Here is a 20,503-nt window from a genome sequence, read left to right as displayed (position 1 = left end):
CGAACCGATCATGGGCCGCGCCGCGGGCGCGCCGCAGCCGTACCCGGAAATTGCGACCGGCGGGGCGGTCAGGAGGCGCCGACGGCGACGTGCCGCCGGCCGCGGTGATCGCGGCGGGCCGAGTAGCGGTCGTCGCCGCAGCGCAAGATCGAGTGGCTGGGGCTTACGTCTCATCTCGGCTGCCGCGATGCCGATGACGTCGTCGTGACGGATCTTCGAGTGGGGACCGGCGCCAGCGAGCACGCCGACGCCGCCCGGGCCGGCCGGGAAGCAGCCGAGCAGGCGGTACGCGGGCTCGCCGGCGAGCCGCCCGCGCTGGTGCTGATGTACGCGACCGCGTGCTACGACCTGCCCGCGCTGGTCGCCGCCGTCCGCGCGGTGACGGGCGGCGCGTCGCTGGCCGGGGCGAGCAGCTCGGGGCAGTTCTCCGCCGGACGCCTCATCGAGCCGGGCCGCGGCGTCTCCGTGCTCGCGCTCGGCGCCGGCCCGTACCGGTTCGGGGTCGCGTCCGTCACCGGCATGCGCGCCGACGCCTTCGCGGCCGGCCGCGACCTGAGCCGGGCGGCGATGGCCGCGGTCGGACCCGACCGCGGACCGCACAGCGCGCTGCTGGTCTTCTCCGACGGGCTCGCGGGCGACCCGCAGGGCCTGCTCAACGGGATCTACCAGGTCGCCGGCGCCGCGGTGCCGGTGGTCGGCGGCGCGGCGGCGGCCGATCGCGCACTGAGCGAGACCCTGGTCTTCCACGACGACCGGGTGCTCGGCGACGGCGCCGTCGCGGTCTGGATCGACTCGCCCCGCGCGCTCCGGGTGGTCTCCGGCCACGGCTGGCGGCCACACGGCCTGCCGCTGCTGGTCACCAAGGTGGACGGCCCGGTCGTGCACGAGATCGCCGGCCGTCCGGCGCGCGAGGTCTACGAGGAGAACTTCCGGTACGAGGACCCGATGCAGGAGCTGCCGACCCCGCGTTCGGCCGGTTACCACTCGGCGCACGCCTTCGGGCTGATCGAGCCCGACGGCAGCGAGCTCATCCGGGGCGCCTTCGTCGACGACGACGGGCTCATCCGCACGTTCACCCCGCTGCCGCCGTACGGCGCCGTCCAGATCATGTCCTGCGACCCGGACGACCTGCTCAACGTCTGCGAGCCCGTGGTCGCGGACGCGCTCGCGGTCGAATCGCCCCGGGTGATGCTCACGTTCAGCTGCGCCGCGCGGATGGACATCCTGCGCGAGCGGGCGGCGGAGGAGCCGACCCGGCTGCAGGAGGCGGCCGGCCCCGTGCCCACCTTCGGCTTCTACACCTACGGCGAGTTCGCGCGCAGTACCGGCGTGTCCGGCTACCACAACGCGACGCTCACCGCGCTCGCGCTGTGAGGTCCCGATGAGCAGCGGACACGACGACGAGCAGGTCGAACAGCTGAAGATGCAGCTGGCGGCCGCGATCGGGGCGGTCAGCGACGCCTACCGGCACAACGCCCGGATGGTGCGCGTGCTGACCGTGCTCGGCCAGCCCTCCACGCCGGAGCAGCTCGTCGAACAGACGTTGATCGTGCTCTCCCAGGTTTTCTCGGCGGACGTGGTCGGCATGGGGCGCGCGCTCGGCGACCGGCTGATGGTGACCAGCTGCTGCGGGGTGCCGGAGGGTGACCCGGTGTTCCAGACGGGTTGGCCGCTGACCGGCGGAGCGGCCGAGGCGCTGCGACGCGACGCCGCGGTGTCGCGGTCCGGAGCCGAGCTGACCGGTGCGGACATCCCGGAACGGCTCGCCGACCTGGATCTGTGCTCCGGGGTCTGGGTGCCGGTCTCCAGCGGACCGGACGCCGGTGAGGAGCAGCTGCTGTTCCTGTTCCGGCGAACCGGGGAGTCGTTCCCGGCGACCGAGATCCAGGTGCTCTCCTCGGTCGCCGCCCGGCTCCGACTGGCCGTCGCGGAGCGGGAGCGCAGCGTGGCGGTCGAGCGGCTGGCGCAGTCCGGCCACCGGCTCAGCCGCTACCTGGAACTGCCGGCGCTCATCGCCGAGGCCGCCCGGCTGCTGCCCCGGCTGATCAATGCGGACGCCGTGCAGATCGTGACCATTGACGACGACCGCGCCGAGCCGCGGGTCGCGGACGCGGTCGACGGGCTCGCGAGCTGGCCGGCGCGCCCCGCCGAGCTGCCCGGCTGGTTCGACGCGGTCCGCGGCGAGCCGTACCGGGGACGGGCGCCCTTCGATCCCGGCCGGGCCCTGCTCTGCGTGCCGGTGCTGCGCGACGGCGGTCCGGTCGCGCTGCTGTACGCGTTCCGCGAGGCGCGGCGCCCCTTTCTCAGCGACGCCGCGGAGACCGCGGCGATCTTCGCCAACTACTTCGGCGCGGCGATGAGCAACGCCCTGCTCTACCGGGCGCTGCGCAGCAGCGAGGAATCGCTCCGCCTGATCACCGACTCGATCAGTGATCTGATCGCCGTCGCCGACCCGACCGGACGGTTGGTCTACGCGTCGCCGTCGCACCACCGCGAGCTGGCCCACCGACCCGACGACCTGCTCGGCGGCGACATCGCCGAACTGGTCCACCCGGCCGACCGCGACCGGTTACGTCTCGCGCTGGCCGACGCCGCCCGATCGCCGAAGGTCGAGTACCGGATGCGCACCGGACACGGCAAGTGGGTGTGGGTGGAGAGCGCGCTGCGGCCCGCGCCGTCCGACGACAGCACGGTGGTGCTGTCGTCGCGGGTGATCGACGGTCGCAAGCAGCTGGAGGACGAGCTGCGGCGGCGGGCGACGCACGACCCCCTCACCGGGCTGGCCAACCGGGCGCTGGTCAGCCAGCGGCTCGACGAGGGCCTGGCGGAGCCGGACGGACATCCGGTGGGGCTGCTCTTCTGCGATCTCGACAAGTTCAAGGAGGTCAACGACCGGCTCGGGCACGACGCCGGCGACGACCTACTGCTGCAGGTCGCGGACCGGTTGCGGGGCTGCCTGCGTCCGGACGACCTGCTCGCGCGCTTCGGCGGCGACGAGTTCGTGGTGGTGCTGGAACGGGTGCGGGACCTGCGGGACGTGAAGGACGTGGGGCGCCGGATCGTGCGCGCCCTGGAGGAGCCCGTGCTGCTGGGCGGCGAACGGGTGGAGATCTCGGTCAGCGTCGGGGGCGTGCTCGGGGTGCCGGGCCGGGCGACGCCGAGTTCGATGCTGCGTGACGCCGACGCCGCGATGTACGCGGCCAAGAACGCCGGTCCGGGCCTGGTGGAGGTCTTCGACGAGGCGGCGTCGCACCGGTCGCTGGACCGGCTGGAGCTGCGGTCGGAGCTGGTACGGGCGCTCGACCGTGACCAGTTCGCGGTGCACTACCAGCCGATCTTCGACCTGGCCACCGGTCGGATCCTCGGCTTCGAGGCGTTGCTGCGCTGGCACCACCCCGTCCGCGGCATGGTCCCGCCGGACGCGTTCATCCCGCTCGCCGAGGAGACCGGGGCGATCGCGTCGATCGGCAGCTGGGTGCTCGCGCAGTCCTGCCGCCAGCTCGCGGCCTGGCACCGACTGCCGGGCTGGGATCGGCTGGGGATCAGCGTGAACCTCTCGGCCACCCAGCTGCGCCAGCCGGAGCTGGCGTCGCAGACGCTCGCGGTGATCAAGCACGCCGGCGTGCAGCCGACGGACGTGTGGCTGGAGATCACGGAGCACAGCTCGATCCGCACCGACGTCACGGAGTTCGCCACCACGCTGCGCGCGGCCGGCGTCCACTTCTCCCTGGACGACTTCGGGATCTCCTACTCGAACCTCAGCCACCTGAAGCGGCTTCCCGTGCAGGCGCTGAAGATCGATCGGTCGTTCGTGGCGGGCCTGACCGAGAAGGACGCCGACCGGGGGATCGTGCGGGCCATCCTGGCGATCGCGGACTCGCTCGGTCTGCAGGTGGTGGCCGAGGGGATCGAGACCCCGGAGCAACGGGAGTTGCTGCTCTCGCTCGGTTGCCAACAGGGGCAGGGCTACCTGTTGTCCCGCCCGGTGCCGCCCGAGGTCGCGACCGAGATGCTGCGCGAGGCGCGGCCGCTGCCCCGCCTGGTGCGCCAGGCCAGCTGATCGGCCGATGGCGCCGGCGCGAAGCGCCGACGCCATCGCGATCCCGACTACTACGGCCTGCGGCGTGGGCGTCGGGTCAGCCCGAAGCCGACGACCCCGGCGACCGCCGCGAGTACCCCGCCGGCCGTCGTCCAGATCCAGCGCGCGGAGAAGTCGGGGAGCCACGTCCCGTCGGTGTCCGCGGTCGCCGCCGCGTCCGCGCTCTGGGCCGTCAGCACCGCGCCGGCCCTGACCGGCGGCACGAGCGGCGTCTCCAGGGTGCCCGCCTCGGGACCCCCGTCGCCGTCCGACGTCGCCGAGATCAGCATGTCCACCTGGACGGGCAGACCGAGGTCCTGCTCCGGCAGGTCGACGACGGCCAGCCGCACGTAGTACGTCCCGGGCAGCGGATCGCCGGACCACGGTTCGGCCCAGGAACGGACCTGGCGCAGCGTGCAGCCGAGCGTGACCGTGGCGTCGCCGGTGCCGACGGCCGGGCTCTGCGCCCCCGCCGTGCAGGCCTGCCGGCGCCGCAGCCCGTCGAAGACGTCGACCGTCCAGGTCGCCGGCGCGTGCCGCTCGGGCAGCGTCACGGTGACGGCAACCTGGTTGGTCTCGCCGGCCGAGGCCACGAACGACCAGTAGAGGTATTCGCCGGTCGACGCCGCGACCCGCACCGGCTGACCGGCGGCGACGCCGGTGGCGGTCAGGAAGGACGTGCCGGCCTTGGTCACCGTGGCGGCGCCGGGCGACGGCGTGGCCGGGGCCGGATCGGCGGCGGCGGGCGTCGACGCCGCGAGCGCGACGGCGACACCGGCGAGCAGGAGCGGGGCCGCGCGGCGGGGTGTCAGCATCAGTTCGTCCTCCAGGTCGCGACCCACCACCGGGTCAGCCAGCCGGCGAGCACCCCGGTGATCAGGCCCGCGACGGTGAGTACGGTCAACAGCAGCCAGCCCCGGCCGAGCCCGGGACCGTCCGGGGCGGGCGAGGCGGCGACGACGTCGATCGTCAGCTCCACGGGCAGACCCGGGGACTGCGCCGCGCCGGCTCGCGCGGAGAACGAGTTGCTGACCACGAGGCAGACCGCGGTGTCCCCGACCGTCGCCGCGGTGTCGCTCGGCGACGGATCGGGTTCGGACGGCGGCGACCAGCGCAGCCCGGTGGAGAGGACGTCGGTACGGCCGCTGCCGGCGTCGGTGCCGCGGACGAGTTCCCGGCCGTCGGCGGCGGTGGCGCGGAGCAGGACCCCGTAGTCGCGGTTGACGGGACGGTCGAGCGCGATGCTGACCGACGCCCGCAGCTCCCGGCCGGCGCCGACCGGCACCCGGTACCACCGGTGCTCGGAGAAGCGCTCGCGGTCGGTGTACACCCCCGGCGAGAGCAGCGGCGCCTTCGCGCACTGGTCGCTGCCGGTGACCAGCGCGGGCGTCTGCGCGTACGTGTCCTTCGCCCGGTCGACCAGCTGTCGCAGCCGACCGCTGAGCTCGGCGGCGCTCTGCGCCGCCGTGTAGGTGCCGCCGGTGGCGGCGGAGATGCAGAGGAGCTGGCGGCGCACCTTCTCGTCCCGCGTCAGGCCGAGCGTGTCGACGACCAGGTGCGTCCCCTGGGCGGCCAGTTCGCGCGCGACCTCGCAGGGGTCGGGTGGCGCGCAGGTGTCCTCGCCGTCGGTGATCAGGACGATCCGCCGGGTGGTCCGGCCGGTGCCGAGGTCGGCCGCGGCGGCGCGCAGCGCGAGCCCGACCGGGGTGAAGCCGGTGGGTCGCAGCGTCGCGATGGCGCCCTTGGCCTGCTCCTTGTCGACCGGGCCGACCGGCACGATCTGCTGGGTGTCCTTGCAGCCCACCGCCTTGTCGTCGCCCGGGTAGGTTGCGCCGAGCACCCGGATGCCGAGCTGCGTTTCGGCCGGCAGCGCGTCCACGACGTCGTTGAACGCCTGCTGCGCGACGGAGATGCGCGTGCGTCCCTCGATGTCGGCGGCCCGCATCGAGCCGCTGACGTCGAGCACGAGCTCGACCTTGGGGGGTTCGGTCGGGGCGGTCTCGTCGGCGGCCACCGGGGCCACGCCGAGCGGGAAGAGGGCGACCGCCAGTCCTAATAGGACGGCGGACGGCCGTCGTATGATCATCACGGCCAGATCCTAGTGACGCGCCACGCTCCGGATCGCAGTGGTGGTAAGGAAAACCGCAACCGCCGCTCTATAGTGCACAGACGAGCCGGACCCGTTGTTAGCCCCGCTCTGCGAGAAGTTCGGACACCGTGACGAACTCGAATCCGCGGGCCCGCAGCCCTCGGATCATGGCCGCCAGCCCCCGGATCGCGACCAGCCGATCGGCCGGGCCGGTGTCGTGTGCGAGCAGGATCGTCCCCGGGGTGCAGGAGCCGACGACGTAGTCGACCAGGCCGGGCGGGTCCGACGTGTAACGCGACTCCAGCATCTGCCGGTTCCAGAGCACGACGCGGTAGCCGAATTCGTTCGCGGCCAGCAGGGCGCTGCCGGCGAGGTGCCCGTACGGCGGGCGCAGCAGCGTCGGCTCCCGCCCCGACAGCTTCGTCAGCTCGTCGTGGGCGCGCGCCAGCGCCTCGTACGCCTCCTCGTAGCTGGACCGGGCGAGGTCCCGGTGCCGCCACGTGTGGTTGCCGATCTCGTGCCGTGCCAGCCGCCCCGCGACGAGTCCACCGTGCTGCCGCGCGTGCGCGCCCACCATGAAAAAGGTCGCCGGGGTCCGGGTGTCGTCGAGGATCGACAGCACCTCGGGCGTCCAGTTCGGCTTCGGCCCGTCGTCGAAGGTCAGCGCGATCAGATTCCTGGTGGTCTGGACGCTCCACACCACGTCGACCTGCGCGGACCTCGGCGGGGTGCTGCGGTCGCGGTGGATGGGGGAGGCGTATCCGCCGTAGAAGGGGAGCGGGTCATCGCCGGTGAGGGCATCGTGCGCCATCTTCACGCCGCCGGCCGCGCCGGCGCCGAGCAGCGCCGAGCCGACACGCGTCAGCATCTGCCGTCGGGCAAACGCCACGGCTCCCCCCGCCCATCTCCGCTCCGTCACCGCCGGCCCGTCGCCGGGCGTCCGTGGTCAGATCGGCGACGGACGCACGATCGTGCGGAGAATCGGGGAGAAAGCCGTGCGACGCGGGTATGAGAACGGCGACCATTCAGCCGGAAGCGCACGGAGGACCGATGTTCGCCTTCTTCTCCAACCGTCTCGGATGCTTCGGCTCCCTCGTGGTGTCGCTGATCGGGACCGTCCTTCTGCTCCTGCTGCTGCGCGCGCTGTGAGGCGGTACGCACGCCGCCGGCGGGTGCGACGGCGACACCCCGCAGCAACGTTTGTGGATTTCAGCCCTCGGGTATCGCCTGGCCACGCCTACCGAGGGGGTAAACGGTGTCGACGGACGCGATTGTCCTGCTGAAGGAAGACCACAAGGAGATGCGTCGGCTGTTCCGGGAGTTCCAGAACGCCGACGATGACGCCACGGAGGTCAAGGCCCAGCTCGCGGAGCAGATCCTGGAGGCCCTGACCGTGCACACCTACATCGAGAACGAGGGGATGTACCCCGAGACCCGCAAGCTGCTGCCGGATCTCGAGGACGACGTCCTGGAGTCGTACGAGGAGCATCACGTCGCGGACGTGCTCTGCGCGGAGCTGGCCGCGATGAGCCCCGAGGACGAGCGCTTCGACGCGAAGATGATGGTGCTGATGGAGAACGTCACGCACCACATGGACGAGGAGGAACAGGACTGGTTCCCGAAGGTGCGCGACGGGCTCGGCCGCAAGCAGCTGCAGGAGATCGGCGCGCGCATGATCGAGCTGCGTGAGAATGCGCCCCGCAAGCCGAGCGACCCCAGGGCGCTCAAGAAGACCCTTGAGGCCATCGTCGCCTGACAGCTGCGCCGCGACGCACACTGTGACGGTGGGACCGGATACGTCCGGTCCCACCGTCACAGTTGTGCGAACGATCTTCCCCGCGGCCTTCCGCGGGGCGACGGCCTCCCAGTCGTCGGCGGCGACGCCGCGGTGGCGTTTGGCGCTGCTCGGCGGGGGTAGCTCGGGCGTCGGGACAGCCCGGTACTACCACCGGCTACGCACTCAGGAGGAGTCATGGACGCGACGGCGATGCGGGCCGCGGTGCTCGGTGGCGCGACCGGTGCCCGCAGCATGACGGGGCTGGCGGGGGTTGCGCTGACCACCCGGCCGGACAGGGCGCCAGGCTGGGTGGGCCGGTTGGGCAACCGGTGGGGGCGGGGAGTCACCGCGACCGCCGCGCTGGGGGAGATGCTCGCGGACAAGAGCCCGCGGATCCCGAGCCGGCTGTCGCCGCCGGTGCTCGCGGAGCGGATCACCGTCGGTGCGGTGTCCGCCGCGGCGCTCGCCCGCCGCGACGGTGGCCGGCCCGCCGTCGCCGTCCTGCTCGCGGTCGCCGGCGTGGTCGGGATGAGCGTCGTGGGCGCGCGCTGGCGGGCGTACGCGCAGCAGCGCGGGCGGACGACGGCGGCCGCTGCCGCGCTGGTCGAAGACCTGGCCGCCGTCGTCCTGGCCGCCGCGGCCTGCGCCCCCCGACGTCGCGGCCGCTGGCGGTAGCGCCCGCCGCTAACCGCGCGTCGTTCCCCGGCCGGCCTCGTTCGCCTTGTCCGGCATCTCCCCGGCCTTCTCGGGTTTGCTCGGCGGGCGCGTGTTCGCGCGGATCTCGGTTTCGGTGAGCGGGACGCCGCTCGCGTCCTCCTGCGCACCCCGCTCCGGAACCCGGCCCCTCGGCTCGTTCTCGCGTTCCACGATCGCCTCCGTCCTGGTGTCGGTTCCGATCAGACGTCGGGGGCTACCCGGCGCAGAGCGGATCAAACGCGGACGTCGTCGACGCGCGGCAGGGGGCCTTCAGCCGTTCGCGGGGCTCAGGCGCGGCTCGGCCGGGGCGGCCGAGCGCTGCTCCGGAGGCGCCTCGGTCTGCGGTCCCAGGAAGGCGCGGGCGGCGTCGAGGAAGCCGTCGGCGTACGACTCCGCGGGGAAGTCGCCGAGGTAGTGGCTGCGCAGCCGCCGCCGTACGTCCTCCAGGGGGTCCTCGTCGAGCAGCCGGTCCAGCGCCGAGTCGATGTTCGACATGTCCGGCCGCAGCACGTACCCGCCGCGGGCCAGCGGGAACCGCTCCGCGAAGCGGTCGCCGTCGTCGACCATGTCCGTGACGGCGTACGGCTTGCCGGAGTACAGGTAGTCGGAGATCACCCCGGACACGTCGGAGACCAGGGCGTCGGAGCGGTTGACGCACTCGACCAGCGTCATCTTGCCGGCGGTCTGCGCGCCCCACATGTGCTGCCGGCCGGTGCGGGCGCGGTCCGCGGCCAGCAGCTCCTCCAGTCGCGCCAGCTGTCGGGCGGACTGCGGGTTCTGTCCCGTGTAGGGGTGGGCGCGCAACAGCACCGTCACGCCCCGGGCCAGCAGGCGCTGGAGCAGGGTCTCGCCGACCGGCAGGGAGCAGTAGTTGGCGTCGGCGTAGTGCCCGGTCCAGGTCGGCGTGTAGAGCACCACCTTCGGCGCCGCGTCGCGCACGTGCCGCGTCGTCACCTCGATCGACTCGACCTGCGGACGCCCGACGATCACGAACTTCTCCGGCGGGATCCGCACCCCGGCCCGCGCGTACCGGTCGATCGCCGCCTGGCCGGCGACGAAGTTCTTGTCGAAGATCGCGGTGACCGGGTTGGCGCTCGGCGCCTTGTCGCTGTCGCCGTGGTGGATCTGGATGTGCGTCAGCTGCGGGAAGCGGATGCAGTGGCTGTTCTTGGCGCCGTGGTTGACGTAGAACGCGACCTTGAGGCTGGGCACCATGATCTCGTCGAGCGCCGGGAGCGTGGGGCAGAACACCACCGGCGCGCGGGTCGCCGCCGCGATCGGCGCCAGGAACTCCGGCTCCCGGAGCACGACGACGAACGGTCGGCCGATCCGCTCCAGGTAGGGCAGCCACATCGTGACCTGGTATTCGGAGCCGGGCGGCGCCGAGAAGTGGAGCAGGAACTCGGGGCGGTGCCGCCGCAGCGCCTGCCCGACCCGGCCGTGCGCGGCCGAGGGCTTGAGCCGGCGTCGCGCCATCGGGACGACGATGCCGGCGCCCCCCGCCCCGACCAGCAGCGTGGCGAGCATGGCCGACCAGGCGGGCAGCTCGACCGCGGCGCCCGCGGCGAGCGCGACGAGCAGGACGAGGATGACCGTGCCGAGGCCGTCGGGACCGGGCAGCCGCGGCCCGCGCACGTCGAGGTTGGCCGACCGGATCTCCAGCGCCCCGGCCTCGCGCAGCGGCCGTTCGAGCAGGATCAATCCGAGCAGCGCGGCCGCGGTGAGCGCCAGCGTCCAGTGGAAGCCGCCGGGGATCTGTCGCGCGTACGCGACCAGGATGCCGGCTGCGAGCAGGATCGATTCGGCGACGAGGTCGGTTTTCGGGCGGATCCGTCGCTCCACCCAGGCCGACGCCACCGCGCCGGTCGTCAGCGCGAGCCCCCACCAGGTGGCGGAGGTGAGGCCGAGCGCGAGGAAGGCGAGGACGGCCAGCCCGGCGGTGAGGCACCGGGCGGCCATCTTGCGGACGAGGTCACCACGCATCGGGCGCCCCGTTCCCGTTCGCCGCCAGCGGGGCCAGCGGCGGCTGGGCGCCGACCCGGGCCGGCGCCGCCTCGTCCGGCACCGCGACCGGCTCACCGGGCGACCGGCGTACGTCGATCACCTGGCCCGTCAGGCTGGAGAGCAGGACGTCCAGCGACGCCCGCGCCACGGTCGACGCGGCGAGCAGCGTGTGCTCGGGCTCCTCGCCGAACGCCCGGGTCCGCATCGGCGTCGCCGTCCGCTCGGGGTTGACGCAGTTCACCCGGACCCCGAATTCGGACCATTCGTCGGCCAGGGCCTGGGTCAGGTTCACCAGCGCCGCCTTCGTCGCGGAGTAGAGCGCGTAGCGGGCGCGGCCGCGGGTGTACGAGCTGGAGGTGTAGAGCAGTAGTTGGCCGCCGGTCTGTCGCAGGTAGGGCAGGGCCCGGCGGGCGATGGTGACCGGTGCCACGAAGTTGACCTGCAGCATCTGCTCGATGGTCGGGTCGTCCATGTCGGCGAGCGCGCCGATCCGCAGGACGCCCGCGGTCACCACGACGTGGTCGATCCGGCCGGTGGCCTCGAACGCCGTCTTCAGCGCGGTCTCGACGTCCTCGGCCCGCTCGACGTGCGTCCCGGTGCCCGAACGGCTGAACGCGAAGACCCGCGCCCCGAAGCCGCGGGCGAGCTCGGCGAGGTGGTGTCCGATGCCGTAGCTGCCGCCGAAGATCACGATCGTGCGGCCGCGGAGCTCCTCGGTGTAGGCGCGGTCGTCCAGCGGCCGTGGGTTCTGCGCGGCGAGCTGGAAGAGCTTGTCCGCGAGGTGGACGTCGACCGGATGCGTGACCTTGATGTTCTCGTCGGCGCCCGGGATGACCTTGATCGGCACGTGCGGGAGGTAGCGCAGCACGACGCCGCAGTCGTCGGTCGCGTTGAACTCGGGGTCGTCGGCGGCCAGCCGGTACGCCTCGCGGATGGTCCCGGAGCGGAACGCCTGCGGCGTCTGGCCGCGGCGCAGGTGGGCGCGGACCGGGATGTCGCTGATGCAGTCGTCGGCGTCGACCTGGATGATCGTGTCCGCGGAGGGGATCGCGACGTCCACCGCCTCGTACGTCCACAGCGCGTTGACGCACTCGCGGACGATGCGGGGGCTGAGCAGCGGCCGGACCGCGTCGTGGAAGAGGACGTTGCAGTCGTCCGGCCCGATCGCGTCGAGCGCGAGTCGGGTGGTGGCGTTGCGGGTGTCGCCGCCGGAGATGACGCGGGTCACCTTCCGGAAACCGGCCGCGTCGACGATCCGGCGCGCGTCGTCGACGTAGCCGGGCGCCATCAGCACGATGATCTCGTCGATCTCGGGGGCGGCCTCGAAGACCGCGATGGTGTGCTCGATGATCGGCTTACCGGCGATCTTCAACAGCTGCTTGGGGATGCCCAGCCCGACGCGGGATCCGGTGCCGCCAGCGAGCACGACCGCCACCGTCCGGTTGGGCCGCCACGGGGCGGCCCCGGCGGGCCGCGTCTCGGTATCCGTGGTCAGGTCCTGCGTCATTACCGATCCTCACTGGAACACGTCGCGGACGGTGAGCGCCATCTCTTCGGAACGAGCCTGCGTCGGTGAAGACGATAGCGCTGGCGGACGCGAGCCGCCCCCTGCCGGCGGGCAGGGGGCGGGTCACGCCGGTGGCGCTGCTACTTGCGCATGTATCCCTCGTACTCGGCGACGACGTCCCGGGTCGGGCCATCGGCGCGGATCACCCCGGACTCCAGCCAGATCGTCCGTTCGCAGGTGTCGCGGATCGAGCTGATCGAGTGGCTGACCAGGAAGACCGTGCCGGCCGAGGCGCGCAGCTCGCGGACCCGCTGCTCGCTGCGCCGGCGGAAGCGCGCGTCGCCGGTGGCGAGCGCCTCGTCGATCAGCAGCACGTCGTGCTTCTTGGCGGCGGCGATCGCGAAGCGCAGCCGGGCCGCCATGCCGGAGGAGTAGGTGCGCATCGGCAGCGAGCTGAAGTCGCCGCGCTCGTTGATGCCCGAGAATTCGATGATCTCGGGGGTCACCTTGCGCACGTCTTCGGGGGTCATCCCCATCGCGAGGCAGCCGAGCGCCACGTTCCGCTCGCCGGAGAGGTCGTTGAGCAGCGCGGCGTTCACGCCGAGCAGCGACGGCTGCCCCTGGGTGTAGATCGCGCCGCGGTTGACCGGCATCAGCCCGGCGATCGCCCGCAGCAGGGTCGACTTGCCCGAGCCGTTGCTGCCGATCAGGCCGATCGCCTCGCCGCGGTACGCGGTGAAGGTGACGCCCTTGACGGCGTGGACCTCGCGGATGTTCGGCGCCGGGGTGCGGCTCACCAGCCGCTTCAGCGCGGCGACCGGGGTGACCGCCCCCGTGCCGCCGCCGTGCACCCGGTAGATCAGGTGCACGTCGTCGGCGACGACCGTGGGGATCCGCTCGGCCGTGTCGACCGCCGTGCCGCCGTTCTGCAGTGCGTCCAACTCAGCCACGTCCGTACTCCCGTTCGCCGCGCCAGAAGTAGACAAATCCGCCGATCCCGACGAGCAGCGCCCAGGCGGTGCCCATCAGCCAGAGCTGCCACGCCGACGAGGTCAGGATTACTTCCTCCATCAGCGCGTGCCGGACCAGCTCGATGTAGATCAGCAGCGGGTTCGCGTGCACGATCACGACGGCCGCCTCCGGCAGGTGCTTGCTGAAGTTGTCGACGCTGTAGAGCACGCCCGAGCCGTACATCCAGGTCCGCATGACGAACGGGAGCACCTGCTTGAGGTCGGTCATCTTCGCCCCGAGCCGCGCCATCGCCAGCGCCAGCCCGGCGTTGAAGATCGACTGGAGCAGCAGCGCGGGCAGCACCAGCAGCCACTCGAAGGTGAGCGGCTCGCCGGAGACCAGCACGATCCCCACCAGGACGACCATCGCGGAGATGAGGTGCTGGAACTGGGTCAGCGTCACCGCGATCGGCAGGCAGCCGCGGGGGAAGTGCAGCGCCCGGATCAGACCCAGGTTGCCGGAGATCGACTGGACCCCGCCGAGCACCACCGTCTGGGTGAAGTTGAAGACGAACAGACCCACGCAGAGGTACGCGATGAAGTTCGGGATCGTGCCCTTGGTATTGAGGATGACCCCGAAGATCAGGTAGTAGACGGCCGCGTTGGTCAGCGGCGTCAGCACCTGCCAGAGTTGGCCGAGGCGCGCCGTGCTGAACGCGGCGACCAGCTTCGCGTTCGCGTAGGCGGCGATGAAGTGCCGGTAGGACCACAACTGCCGGGTGTACGCGGCCAGGGTGGGCCTCTCGCCGGCGACGCCGAGCCCGTGTCGGGCGGCCAGTTGCGCCGGGGAGAGCCCTGAGTCCGCGTCGGCCACCGCCGTGTGGGGCATGGGTAGACGCTCCGATCTTTCTGTCATCCAGAATGCTCGCGACATCGGGGAGCGTGGCCAGAGCGGTGAAACCAACGCTTCGTCGCTGCGAGCGACCGTAGCCCATCGAGCGTCGGGACGCAACCGTACCGTCGTTGCGCTATATTGTCCGGCGTGACGATCGAGAAAAGGCGAGTTCCGGCGGGTGCCGCGGTGCTCCGTGATGACATCACCACGGCCATCCGCGGTGCCGTCATGCACGAACTCGCGGCGGTCGGCTATGGCCGGCTGTCGATCGAGGCGGTCGCGCGGCGGGCCGGCGTCAGCAAGACGGCGATCTATCGGCGCTGGCGTTCCAAGCTGGAGCTCGTGCTGGCGGTCGTGTCCAAGGTGGCGGTGCAGCGGCTGCCGCTGCCGGACACCGGCACTCTCCGCGGCGACCTCGAGATGCTTTTCATGATCATGTCGCACGCCCTGCGGCACCCGCTGGCCTCGCAGATCATTCCGGACCTGCTCGCCGAGGCGGCGCGCAACCCGGAGATCGCGCAGACGCTTCAGTCGGCGCTGCAGGCCAACCAGCACACCATCGGGGTGCTGCTGATCGAGCGGGCGGTCGAGCGCGGCGAGCTGCCGGAGGGCGCCGACCCGGGCGCGCTGATGGACCTGATCGTCGGCCCGCTCTACTGGCGGATCGCCATCGCGCGTACCCCGCTCGATGCGGCCGACCTGCCCCGTATGGCGGCCGCGGTCGCGGCCGCGCTCGGAGTAGCATCCGAGCCTCATCGTCCGGTGGATTCCGGACCTGCACCTATCGACACGACCACGGGTTCCGGCTCGAATAGGTCGTGACCCAACCCGCACCGCGGTCCCGCCGTCATCGGGACCGGTTAGCATCGCGTGCCGAATGAGCGCCACGCCGACAGGAGGAATTTCCCATGTCTGGGCTCAATGCAGAGTTCATCCCGCCAGCACGGCCAGTGATCGGCGAAGCTGAGATCGAAGCGGCTGTCCGGGTGCTGCGCAGCGGTCGGGTGGTGCAGGGTCCGGAGGTCGCGGCCTTCGAGGCGGAGTTCGCGGAGCTGGTCTCCGGTCGGCACTGCGTGGCCGTCAACTCCGGCACCTCGGCTCTGCAGCTGACCCTGATGGCGTTGGGCTTCGGGCCGGGCGACGAGATCGTCGTGCCGTCGTTCTCCTTCGCCGCCAGCGCCAACGCCGTCCGGCTCGTCGGCGCCGAGCCGGTCTTCGTCGACATCGAGCCCGGCAGCTTCTGCATCGACCCGGCCGCGGTCGAGGCGGCGATCACCCCGCGCACCGTCGCGATCATGCCGGTGCACCTCTACGGACACCCCGCCGCGATGGACCGGCTGATGGCGATCGCCGAGCGGCACGGCCTGGCGGTCGTGGAGGACGCGGCCCAGGCGCACGGCGCGGCGCTCAACGGCCAGCCGGTGGGCTCCTTCGGCACGGCCGGCTGCTTCAGCTTCTACCCGACGAAGAACATGCACTCCCTCGAGGGCGGCATGATCACCACCGCCGACGCGGAGCTCGCCCGGACCCTGCGGCTGCTGCGCAACCAGGGCATGGAGCAGCGGTACGCCAACGAGATCGTCGGCGCGAACATGCGGATGACCGACGTCGCCGCCGCGATCGGCCGGGTTCAGCTCACCCAGCTCGCCGGCTGGACCGAGCAGCGCCGCGCGAACGCGAAGGTCCTGGACTCGCGGATCACCGGGATGGTGACGCCGCCGGTCGCCGACGGCGCGCTGCACGTCTACCACCAGTACACCGTGCGGGTGACCGGCGACCGCGACGCCGCCTCGCAGCGGCTGACCGAGCTGGGCATCGGCAACGCCGTCTACTACCCGACCCCGATCCACCGCCTCAAGCCGTACCTGACCGAGGACGGCAAGCCGGGGCCGTGGGAGCTGCCGGAGACCGAGCGGGCCGCCGCCGAGGTGCTGTCGCTGCCGGTCCACCCGTCGCTGAGCCCCGACGAGCTGGAGCGGATCGCCGACGGCGCGAACACCGCCGGGGGTGCCCGGTGAGCGCGGTGCAGGGGCGCAAGCTGCGCGCCGGCCTGATCGGGCTCGGCGCGATGGGGCGCAACCACGCCCGTGTCCTGTCCGGCCTGGACGGGGTCGAGCTGGTCGGCATCGTCGACCCCGCCGGTGACCCCACCGGCCAGCTGCGGGTGCCGGTGGTGCCGGAGCTGTCCGACCTGCTGGCGCTCGGCATCGACTACGCGGTCGTGGCCTGCCCCACCGCGCTGCACGAGCCGATCGGCATGGAGCTCGCCGCCAACGGCGTGTGCGCGCTGATCGAGAAGCCGCTCGCGCAGTCGGTGGACGCCGCCGTGCGGCTCGTCGAGGCGTTCGAGGCGCGCGGCCTGGTGGCCGGCGTCGGCCACATCGAGCGGTACAACCCGGCGCTGCAGAACCTGCGCACCCGGCTGGAGGCCGGCGAGCTCGGCGAGGTGTACCAGGTGGTCACCCGGCGGCAGGGCCCGTTCCCGCACCGGATCGCCGACGTGGGCGTGGTGATGGACCTCGCCACCCACGACATCGACCTCACCGCCTGGGTCACCGGCCAGGCGTACACCTCGGTGTCGGCCCGCACGGTGTCGCGCAGCGGCCGGCTGCACGAGGACATGGTCGCGGCGGTGGGCCAGCTCGCCGACGGCACGATGGTGAACCACCTGGTGAACTGGCTGAGCCCGCTCAAGGAGCGGTCCACCGTGATCACCGGTGACCGCGGCTGCTTCGTCGCGGACACCCTCACCGCCGACCTCACGTTCTACGCCAACGCCGCGATCGACACCGAGTGGGAGGCGCTGCGCGCGTTCCGCGGCGTCGCCGAGGGCGACATGGTCCGGTACGCCATTCCGAAGCGCGAGCCGCTGCTGGTCGAGCACGAGCGGTTCCGGGACGCGGTGGAGGGCAAGGAGAGCGACATCGTGACGCTGCGCCAGGGTCTGCGCACCGTCCAGGTCGCCGCGGCCCTGCTGGAGTCCGCCTCGGTGGGCGTCACCGTGCCGGTCCCGCGGTCCGGCAACGACACCGAGCCCGCGGTGCAATGAGTCCGGCGCCGGCTCGGCGACTGGTCACGGCGGTCGGGCGGCGGGTGCCCCTGCGGGTCCGCAGGGCGCTCCGCCGCACCGCCGCCCTGCCGCGGGCGCACTCCTCGGTCCGGGCGGCCTGCGGGCTGCCCGCCGGGGTGCCGCTGATGGTCTACACCGGGCGGATCGTCGACGACCGGGGCATCGCCGCCGTCGTCGACGCGCTGCCCCGGCTGCCCAAGTTCCATCTGGCCCTGGTCTGCCCCGGCGCGGACCGGGTGGTGGTACGGGCGTTGCTGCGCCAGGCCGAGTCGGTCGGCGTCGCCCACCGGGTGCACGCCGTCACCCGGCCCCGCCGGATGGCGCCGGACTTCCTCGCCAGCGCGGACCTGGCCGTCCTCGGGTTCGAACGGGGCGGCCCGGAGACGCCGCTGGTGCCGGCGGCTCTCGACGAGTACCGCGCGGCGGGGCTGACGATCGTGGCGGGCAACGCGCGGGCGGTGCGCGAGTACCTCACCCGGCACGACGCCGGCGAGGTCTTCGCGCCGGGTTCGCCGCGCAACTTCGTGAACGCCGTGCAGCGCGCCCAGAAGCGCACGTCCGCCGCGCCGGGGGCCGCCCCGGCCGCTCGCGTGGCGGCCGAGCCGGAGGCGCCGGCCGTCCCGTGGCCGCCGCTCGGCGCCGGGCCGGTCCGGCTCGGTCTCGGCACCGCGAACTTCGCCGGCGTGCTGACCGCGTTCACCCGCGCCATCAGCGCGGCGCGCCCCGACGTCTCGGCCGAGCTGGTGGTGGCGAAGCCGCCGGCCGCGTTCCCGCACCCGGCGGACGTCTACATCCACTTCCCGCACGAACACCGCCTCGACGTGCAGCTGGAACAGATCCGGCGGGTGTTGGGCGGCTACACGCACCTCATCGTCGACGCGTTCCGGCCGATCCTGGGCCGGCTCAACGGCGACGACATCTCGGCCGACCTGCCCGCGCTGCGGCGCGCCGGGATCAAGCTGGCGCTGCTCGCGCACGGCAGCGAGATCCGGCATCCGGGCCGGCACCTGGAGCGGCACGCCGAGTCGGGCTTCCGCGACGCGCCGGAGGAGCTGGTCGCGCGGCTCACCGAGGTGACCGAGAAGAACCGCCGCACCGCCGAGGAGAGCGGACTCCCGCTCTTCGTGACCACCCCGGACCTGCTGGACGACGTGCCGTGGGCGACGTGGGCGCCGCTGGTGCTCGACGTCGACGCCTGGGCCTGCGACCGTCCGATCCTGGAACGGACCCGGCCGCTGGTGCTGCACGCGCCGTCGACCCGGTGGACGAAGGGGACCGATCGCATCCTCTCCGACCTCCAGGACCTGCACGACCGCAAGATCATCGAGTTCCGCCTGATCGAGGGCCTGCCCTGGAGCGAGATGCAGGCGCTGGTCAAGGACGCCGACGTCGTCATCGACCAGCTGGTGATGGGCAGCTACTGCACCTTCGCCTGCGAGGGCATGGCGGCCGGTAAGGCGGTCATCAGCTACCTGGACGAGGACGTGCACCGCCGCGTCGACGTCCGACCGCCGATCGTCAGCGCCACCCCGTCGACCGTGGTGAAGGCGATCGAGACGCTGCTCGACGACCGCGCCGCGGGCGCGCGGCTCGGCGCCGAGGGCGTCGCGTACGTGCGGGAGCACCATGACGGGCGGCGGACCGCCGCCGTCTTCGACGAATTCCTCCGCTGAGCCGACGCCGGCGCGCCGGCCAGCTGTCGGCGCGCCGGTGACCGGCCGGCGCCACCCCCGGCACCAGCAAGGAAGAGGCATCCGATGGAACCTGTCCCGAGCAGCGTCCCGCCGACCCGCGGTCGCGTGGTGATGTTGGTCGACAACGGCGTCAACGGCGACTCCCGGGTCCAGAAGGCGGCCCGGTCCGCCGCCGATGCCGGGTGGGAGGTGATCCTGCTCGGCATCCGGGGCGCGTCGCCCGAGGAGACGTGGCGGATCGGCGACGCCGAGGTGCGGTTGATCAAGGTGGCGCGGCGGCTGAGCCACCCGGTGACGTACCGCCGGGCGCTGCTGCGCCGGCCGCTGGCGTACCGGCCGGGCCGGCAGGCCAACCGCCGGGTCCAGAAGATGAAGGTCTGGCGCGCGGACCTGCAGTTCCGGCTCGCGGAGGCGACCGCGGCGGCCCGCGAGGGCGGGTCGCGGTGGGCGTTCCTGGCCACCCGCGCGCGGCTGGCCGCGCCGCTGGTCACCGCGACTGTGCTGGCGCGATGGACGAAGTTCCGGGCCGGTGAGCTGACCCGGCTGCAGCAGCGTCAGCAGGACCCCACCTCGACGATCGACCGGCTGGCCATGCGGTTCTGGCAGTCCACCATGGGCGACCGGTCCTGGCGACGGCTCGACCCGGAGCTGTGGGACTACGAGATGGCCTTCGGCCCGGTGATCGACGAGCTGAAGCCGGATCTGATCCACGCGAACGACTTCCGGATGCTCGGGGTCGGCGCGCGGGCCGCGATGCGGGCCCGTGCCCGCGGTCGGCGGCTGAAGCTCGTCTGGGACGCCCACGAGTTCGTGCCCGGCATCATCGGCCGGCCCACCAACCCGCGCTGGCTGCCCGCTCAGATCGCGTACGTGCGCGAGCACGCCCCCTACGCCGACGCCGTGATGACGGTGTCACCCACCCTCGCCGACCTGCTGCGGGAGATGCACGACCTGCCCGAGCAGCCGGCCGTGGTACTGAACGCCCCGCCGCGGACGCTGACCGCGGACCAGCGGGCGCTGCCGGTGCCGGACCTGCGCGCGCTCTGCGGCGTCTCCGCGAGCACGCCGCTGCTGGTCTACTGCGGCGGAATCAACCCGTCCCGTGGCGTCGACATCATGATCAGGGGGCTGACGGAGTTGACCGACGCGCACGTCGCGCTGGTCTCCCTGCACCCCAACGGCAAGATCAAGGCGATGGAGGAGTTGGAGGAGCTCGCCGCCCAGCTCGGCGTCGCCGACCGGGTGCACCTGCTGCCGTACGTGCCGCACTGGCAGGTCTCCCGGTTCCTCGCCCCGGCCGACCTCGGGGTGATCCCGATCCACCACAAGCCCAACCACGAGCTGGCCCTGATCACCAAGTTCTTCGAGTACGCGCACGCCCGCCTCCCCATGGTCGTCAGCGACGTGAAGACCATGGCCGAGGCGACCCGCGCGACCGGACAGGGCGAGGTGTTCCGGGCCGAGGACCTGACCGACTACCTGCGGGCGGTCCGGGCCGTGCTGGCGGACCCGCAGCGCTACCGCGCCGCGTACGACCGGGCGGGCGTGCTGGACCAGTGGACCTGGGAGGCCCAGGCGCGGGTGATGGACGAGGTCTACAGCCGGCTGCTGCCGGACGCGCCGCCATCCCGGCTCGCGGAGCCGACCGGGGCGGTGGAGGCCGTGCCGGCGCGCTGACGCCGCCCCCACCACGACAACGGCGGCCCGACCACCTGGTCGGGCCGCCGTTTCGCATTCGGAGCG

17 protein-coding genes are annotated in these 20,503 nt (G+C 72.7%); 9 read left to right on the top strand and 8 right to left on the bottom strand.

Annotated elements, in window-relative coordinates:
* The first annotated feature begins 204 nt into the window (after positions 1-204).
* On the top strand, positions 205-1,374 hold the full coding sequence (locus BLW47_RS22025) for an FIST signal transduction protein (protein ID WP_139307407.1): 1,170 nt from the start codon (positions 205-207) through the stop codon (positions 1,372-1,374).
* A gap of 7 nt (positions 1,375-1,381) precedes the next feature.
* Positions 1,382-4,060 carry a putative bifunctional diguanylate cyclase/phosphodiesterase gene (locus tag BLW47_RS22020; protein ID WP_091561512.1) on the top strand — a complete coding sequence of 893 codons (2,679 nt, stop codon included), beginning with the start codon at positions 1,382-1,384 and terminating at the stop codon, positions 4,058-4,060.
* Positions 4,061-4,110: 50 nt separating this feature from the next.
* Here the strand turns inward: BLW47_RS22020 and BLW47_RS22015 are convergent, their stop codons facing one another.
* From BLW47_RS22015 to BLW47_RS22005, 3 genes are all read right to left on the bottom strand, one after another.
* The gene (locus BLW47_RS22015) at positions 4,111-4,893 is read right to left on the bottom strand and encodes a peptidase (RefSeq protein ID WP_091561716.1); all 783 of its coding nucleotides are present in this window, start codon (positions 4,891-4,893) and stop codon (positions 4,111-4,113) included.
* Entirely contained in the window at positions 4,893-6,164 is a 1,272-nt protein-coding gene (locus BLW47_RS22010; protein ID WP_091561508.1) for a VWA domain-containing protein, read from the bottom strand. Before BLW47_RS22010 ends, BLW47_RS22015 begins: the two co-directional genes overlap by 1 nt.
* A 100-nt stretch (positions 6,165-6,264) precedes the next feature.
* Positions 6,265-7,035, bottom strand: coding sequence for a polysaccharide deacetylase family protein (locus BLW47_RS22005; RefSeq protein ID WP_091561505.1), 771 nt, complete (start codon positions 7,033-7,035; stop codon positions 6,265-6,267).
* 387 nt (positions 7,036-7,422) lie between these two features.
* Here BLW47_RS22005 and BLW47_RS22000 point away from each other — a divergent pair, with 387 nt between their 5' ends.
* Both BLW47_RS22000 and BLW47_RS21995 read left to right on the top strand, forming a co-directional pair.
* Positions 7,423-7,923 (top strand): hemerythrin domain-containing protein, encoded by a 501-nt coding sequence (locus BLW47_RS22000; RefSeq protein ID WP_091561502.1) that lies wholly within the window; start codon positions 7,423-7,425, stop codon positions 7,921-7,923.
* Positions 7,924-8,139: 216 nt separating this feature from the next.
* Positions 8,140-8,619 (top strand): hypothetical protein, encoded by a 480-nt coding sequence (locus tag BLW47_RS21995; RefSeq protein ID WP_091561498.1) that lies wholly within the window; start codon positions 8,140-8,142, stop codon positions 8,617-8,619.
* A gap of 9 nt (positions 8,620-8,628) precedes the next feature.
* On the opposite strand, the gene BLW47_RS21990 is transcribed toward BLW47_RS21995, so the two are convergent.
* The 5 genes from BLW47_RS21990 to BLW47_RS21970 form a co-directional block, all read right to left on the bottom strand.
* A complete protein-coding gene (locus BLW47_RS21990) occupies positions 8,629-8,811 on the bottom strand; it encodes a hypothetical protein (RefSeq protein ID WP_091561495.1) in 183 nt (60 codons plus the stop codon).
* 99 nt (positions 8,812-8,910) lie between these two features.
* Entirely contained in the window at positions 8,911-10,623 is a 1,713-nt protein-coding gene (locus tag BLW47_RS21985) for a CDP-glycerol glycerophosphotransferase family protein (RefSeq protein ID WP_139307406.1), read from the bottom strand.
* Positions 10,613-12,151, bottom strand: coding sequence for a bifunctional cytidylyltransferase/SDR family oxidoreductase (locus BLW47_RS21980; protein ID WP_091561492.1), 1,539 nt, complete (start codon positions 12,149-12,151; stop codon positions 10,613-10,615). Before BLW47_RS21980 ends, BLW47_RS21985 begins: the two co-directional genes overlap by 11 nt.
* A 140-nt stretch (positions 12,152-12,291) precedes the next feature.
* A complete protein-coding gene (locus BLW47_RS21975; protein WP_091561488.1) occupies positions 12,292-13,101 on the bottom strand; it encodes an ABC transporter ATP-binding protein in 810 nt (269 codons plus the stop codon).
* A complete protein-coding gene (locus BLW47_RS21970; RefSeq protein ID WP_091561484.1) occupies positions 13,094-13,990 on the bottom strand; it encodes an ABC transporter permease in 897 nt (298 codons plus the stop codon). The genes BLW47_RS21975 and BLW47_RS21970 overlap by 8 nt, the downstream gene beginning before the upstream one ends.
* A 153-nt stretch (positions 13,991-14,143) precedes the next feature.
* On the opposite strand from BLW47_RS21970, the gene BLW47_RS21965 reads away from it, so the two are divergent.
* From BLW47_RS21965 to BLW47_RS21945, 5 genes are all read left to right on the top strand, one after another.
* Positions 14,144-14,818 (top strand): TetR/AcrR family transcriptional regulator, encoded by a 675-nt coding sequence (locus BLW47_RS21965; protein ID WP_091561481.1) that lies wholly within the window; start codon positions 14,144-14,146, stop codon positions 14,816-14,818.
* 86 nt (positions 14,819-14,904) lie between these two features.
* Positions 14,905-16,014 carry a DegT/DnrJ/EryC1/StrS family aminotransferase gene (locus BLW47_RS21960; protein WP_091561477.1) on the top strand — a complete coding sequence of 370 codons (1,110 nt, stop codon included), beginning with the start codon at positions 14,905-14,907 and terminating at the stop codon, positions 16,012-16,014.
* A gap of 5 nt (positions 16,015-16,019) precedes the next feature.
* Entirely contained in the window at positions 16,020-17,045 is a 1,026-nt protein-coding gene (locus BLW47_RS21955) for a Gfo/Idh/MocA family protein (protein ID WP_091561712.1), read from the top strand.
* Entirely contained in the window at positions 17,042-18,739 is a 1,698-nt protein-coding gene (locus BLW47_RS21950) for a glycosyltransferase (RefSeq protein ID WP_091561471.1), read from the top strand. The genes BLW47_RS21955 and BLW47_RS21950 overlap by 4 nt, the downstream gene beginning before the upstream one ends.
* Positions 18,740-18,823: 84 nt before the next feature.
* Positions 18,824-20,437, top strand: coding sequence for a glycosyltransferase family 4 protein (locus BLW47_RS21945; RefSeq protein ID WP_245736912.1), 1,614 nt, complete (start codon positions 18,824-18,826; stop codon positions 20,435-20,437).
* Positions 20,438-20,503: the final 66 nt, after the last annotated feature.

The organism is Micromonospora pattaloongensis (assembly GCF_900107255.1).
GTDB classification, from domain to species: Bacteria; Actinomycetota; Actinomycetes; order Mycobacteriales; family Micromonosporaceae; genus Micromonospora_I; species Micromonospora_I pattaloongensis.
Note: the sequence above shows the minus strand (reverse complement) of the source record. Positions and strands in the feature narration are given on the sequence as shown.

What these genes read in the sequence shown, in the direction of transcription:
- BLW47_RS22020 (WP_091561512.1), top strand. Translation starts at nt 1,382, where the DNA reads ATGAGCAGCGGACACGACGACGAGCAGGTCGAACAGCTGAAGATGCAG.
- BLW47_RS22015 (WP_091561716.1), bottom strand. Translation starts at nt 4,893, where the DNA reads ATGCTGACACCCCGCCGCGCGGCCCCGCTCCTGCTCGCCGGTGTCGCC.
- BLW47_RS22010 (WP_091561508.1), bottom strand. Translation starts at nt 6,164, where the DNA reads ATGATCATACGACGGCCGTCCGCCGTCCTATTAGGACTGGCGGTCGCC.
- BLW47_RS22005 (WP_091561505.1), bottom strand. Translation starts at nt 7,035, where the DNA reads ATGCTGACGCGTGTCGGCTCGGCGCTGCTCGGCGCCGGCGCGGCCGGC.
- BLW47_RS21995 (WP_091561498.1), top strand. Translation starts at nt 8,140, where the DNA reads ATGGACGCGACGGCGATGCGGGCCGCGGTGCTCGGTGGCGCGACCGGT.
- BLW47_RS21985 (WP_139307406.1), bottom strand. Translation starts at nt 10,623, where the DNA reads ATGCGTGGTGACCTCGTCCGCAAGATGGCCGCCCGGTGCCTCACCGCC.
- BLW47_RS21980 (WP_091561492.1), bottom strand. Translation starts at nt 12,151, where the DNA reads ATGACGCAGGACCTGACCACGGATACCGAGACGCGGCCCGCCGGGGCC.
- BLW47_RS21970 (WP_091561484.1), bottom strand. Translation starts at nt 13,990, where the DNA reads ATGCCCCACACGGCGGTGGCCGACGCGGACTCAGGGCTCTCCCCGGCG.
- BLW47_RS21960 (WP_091561477.1), top strand. Translation starts at nt 14,905, where the DNA reads ATGTCTGGGCTCAATGCAGAGTTCATCCCGCCAGCACGGCCAGTGATC.
- BLW47_RS21950 (WP_091561471.1), top strand. Translation starts at nt 17,042, where the DNA reads ATGAGTCCGGCGCCGGCTCGGCGACTGGTCACGGCGGTCGGGCGGCGG.
- BLW47_RS21945 (WP_245736912.1), top strand. Translation starts at nt 18,824, where the DNA reads ATGGAACCTGTCCCGAGCAGCGTCCCGCCGACCCGCGGTCGCGTGGTG.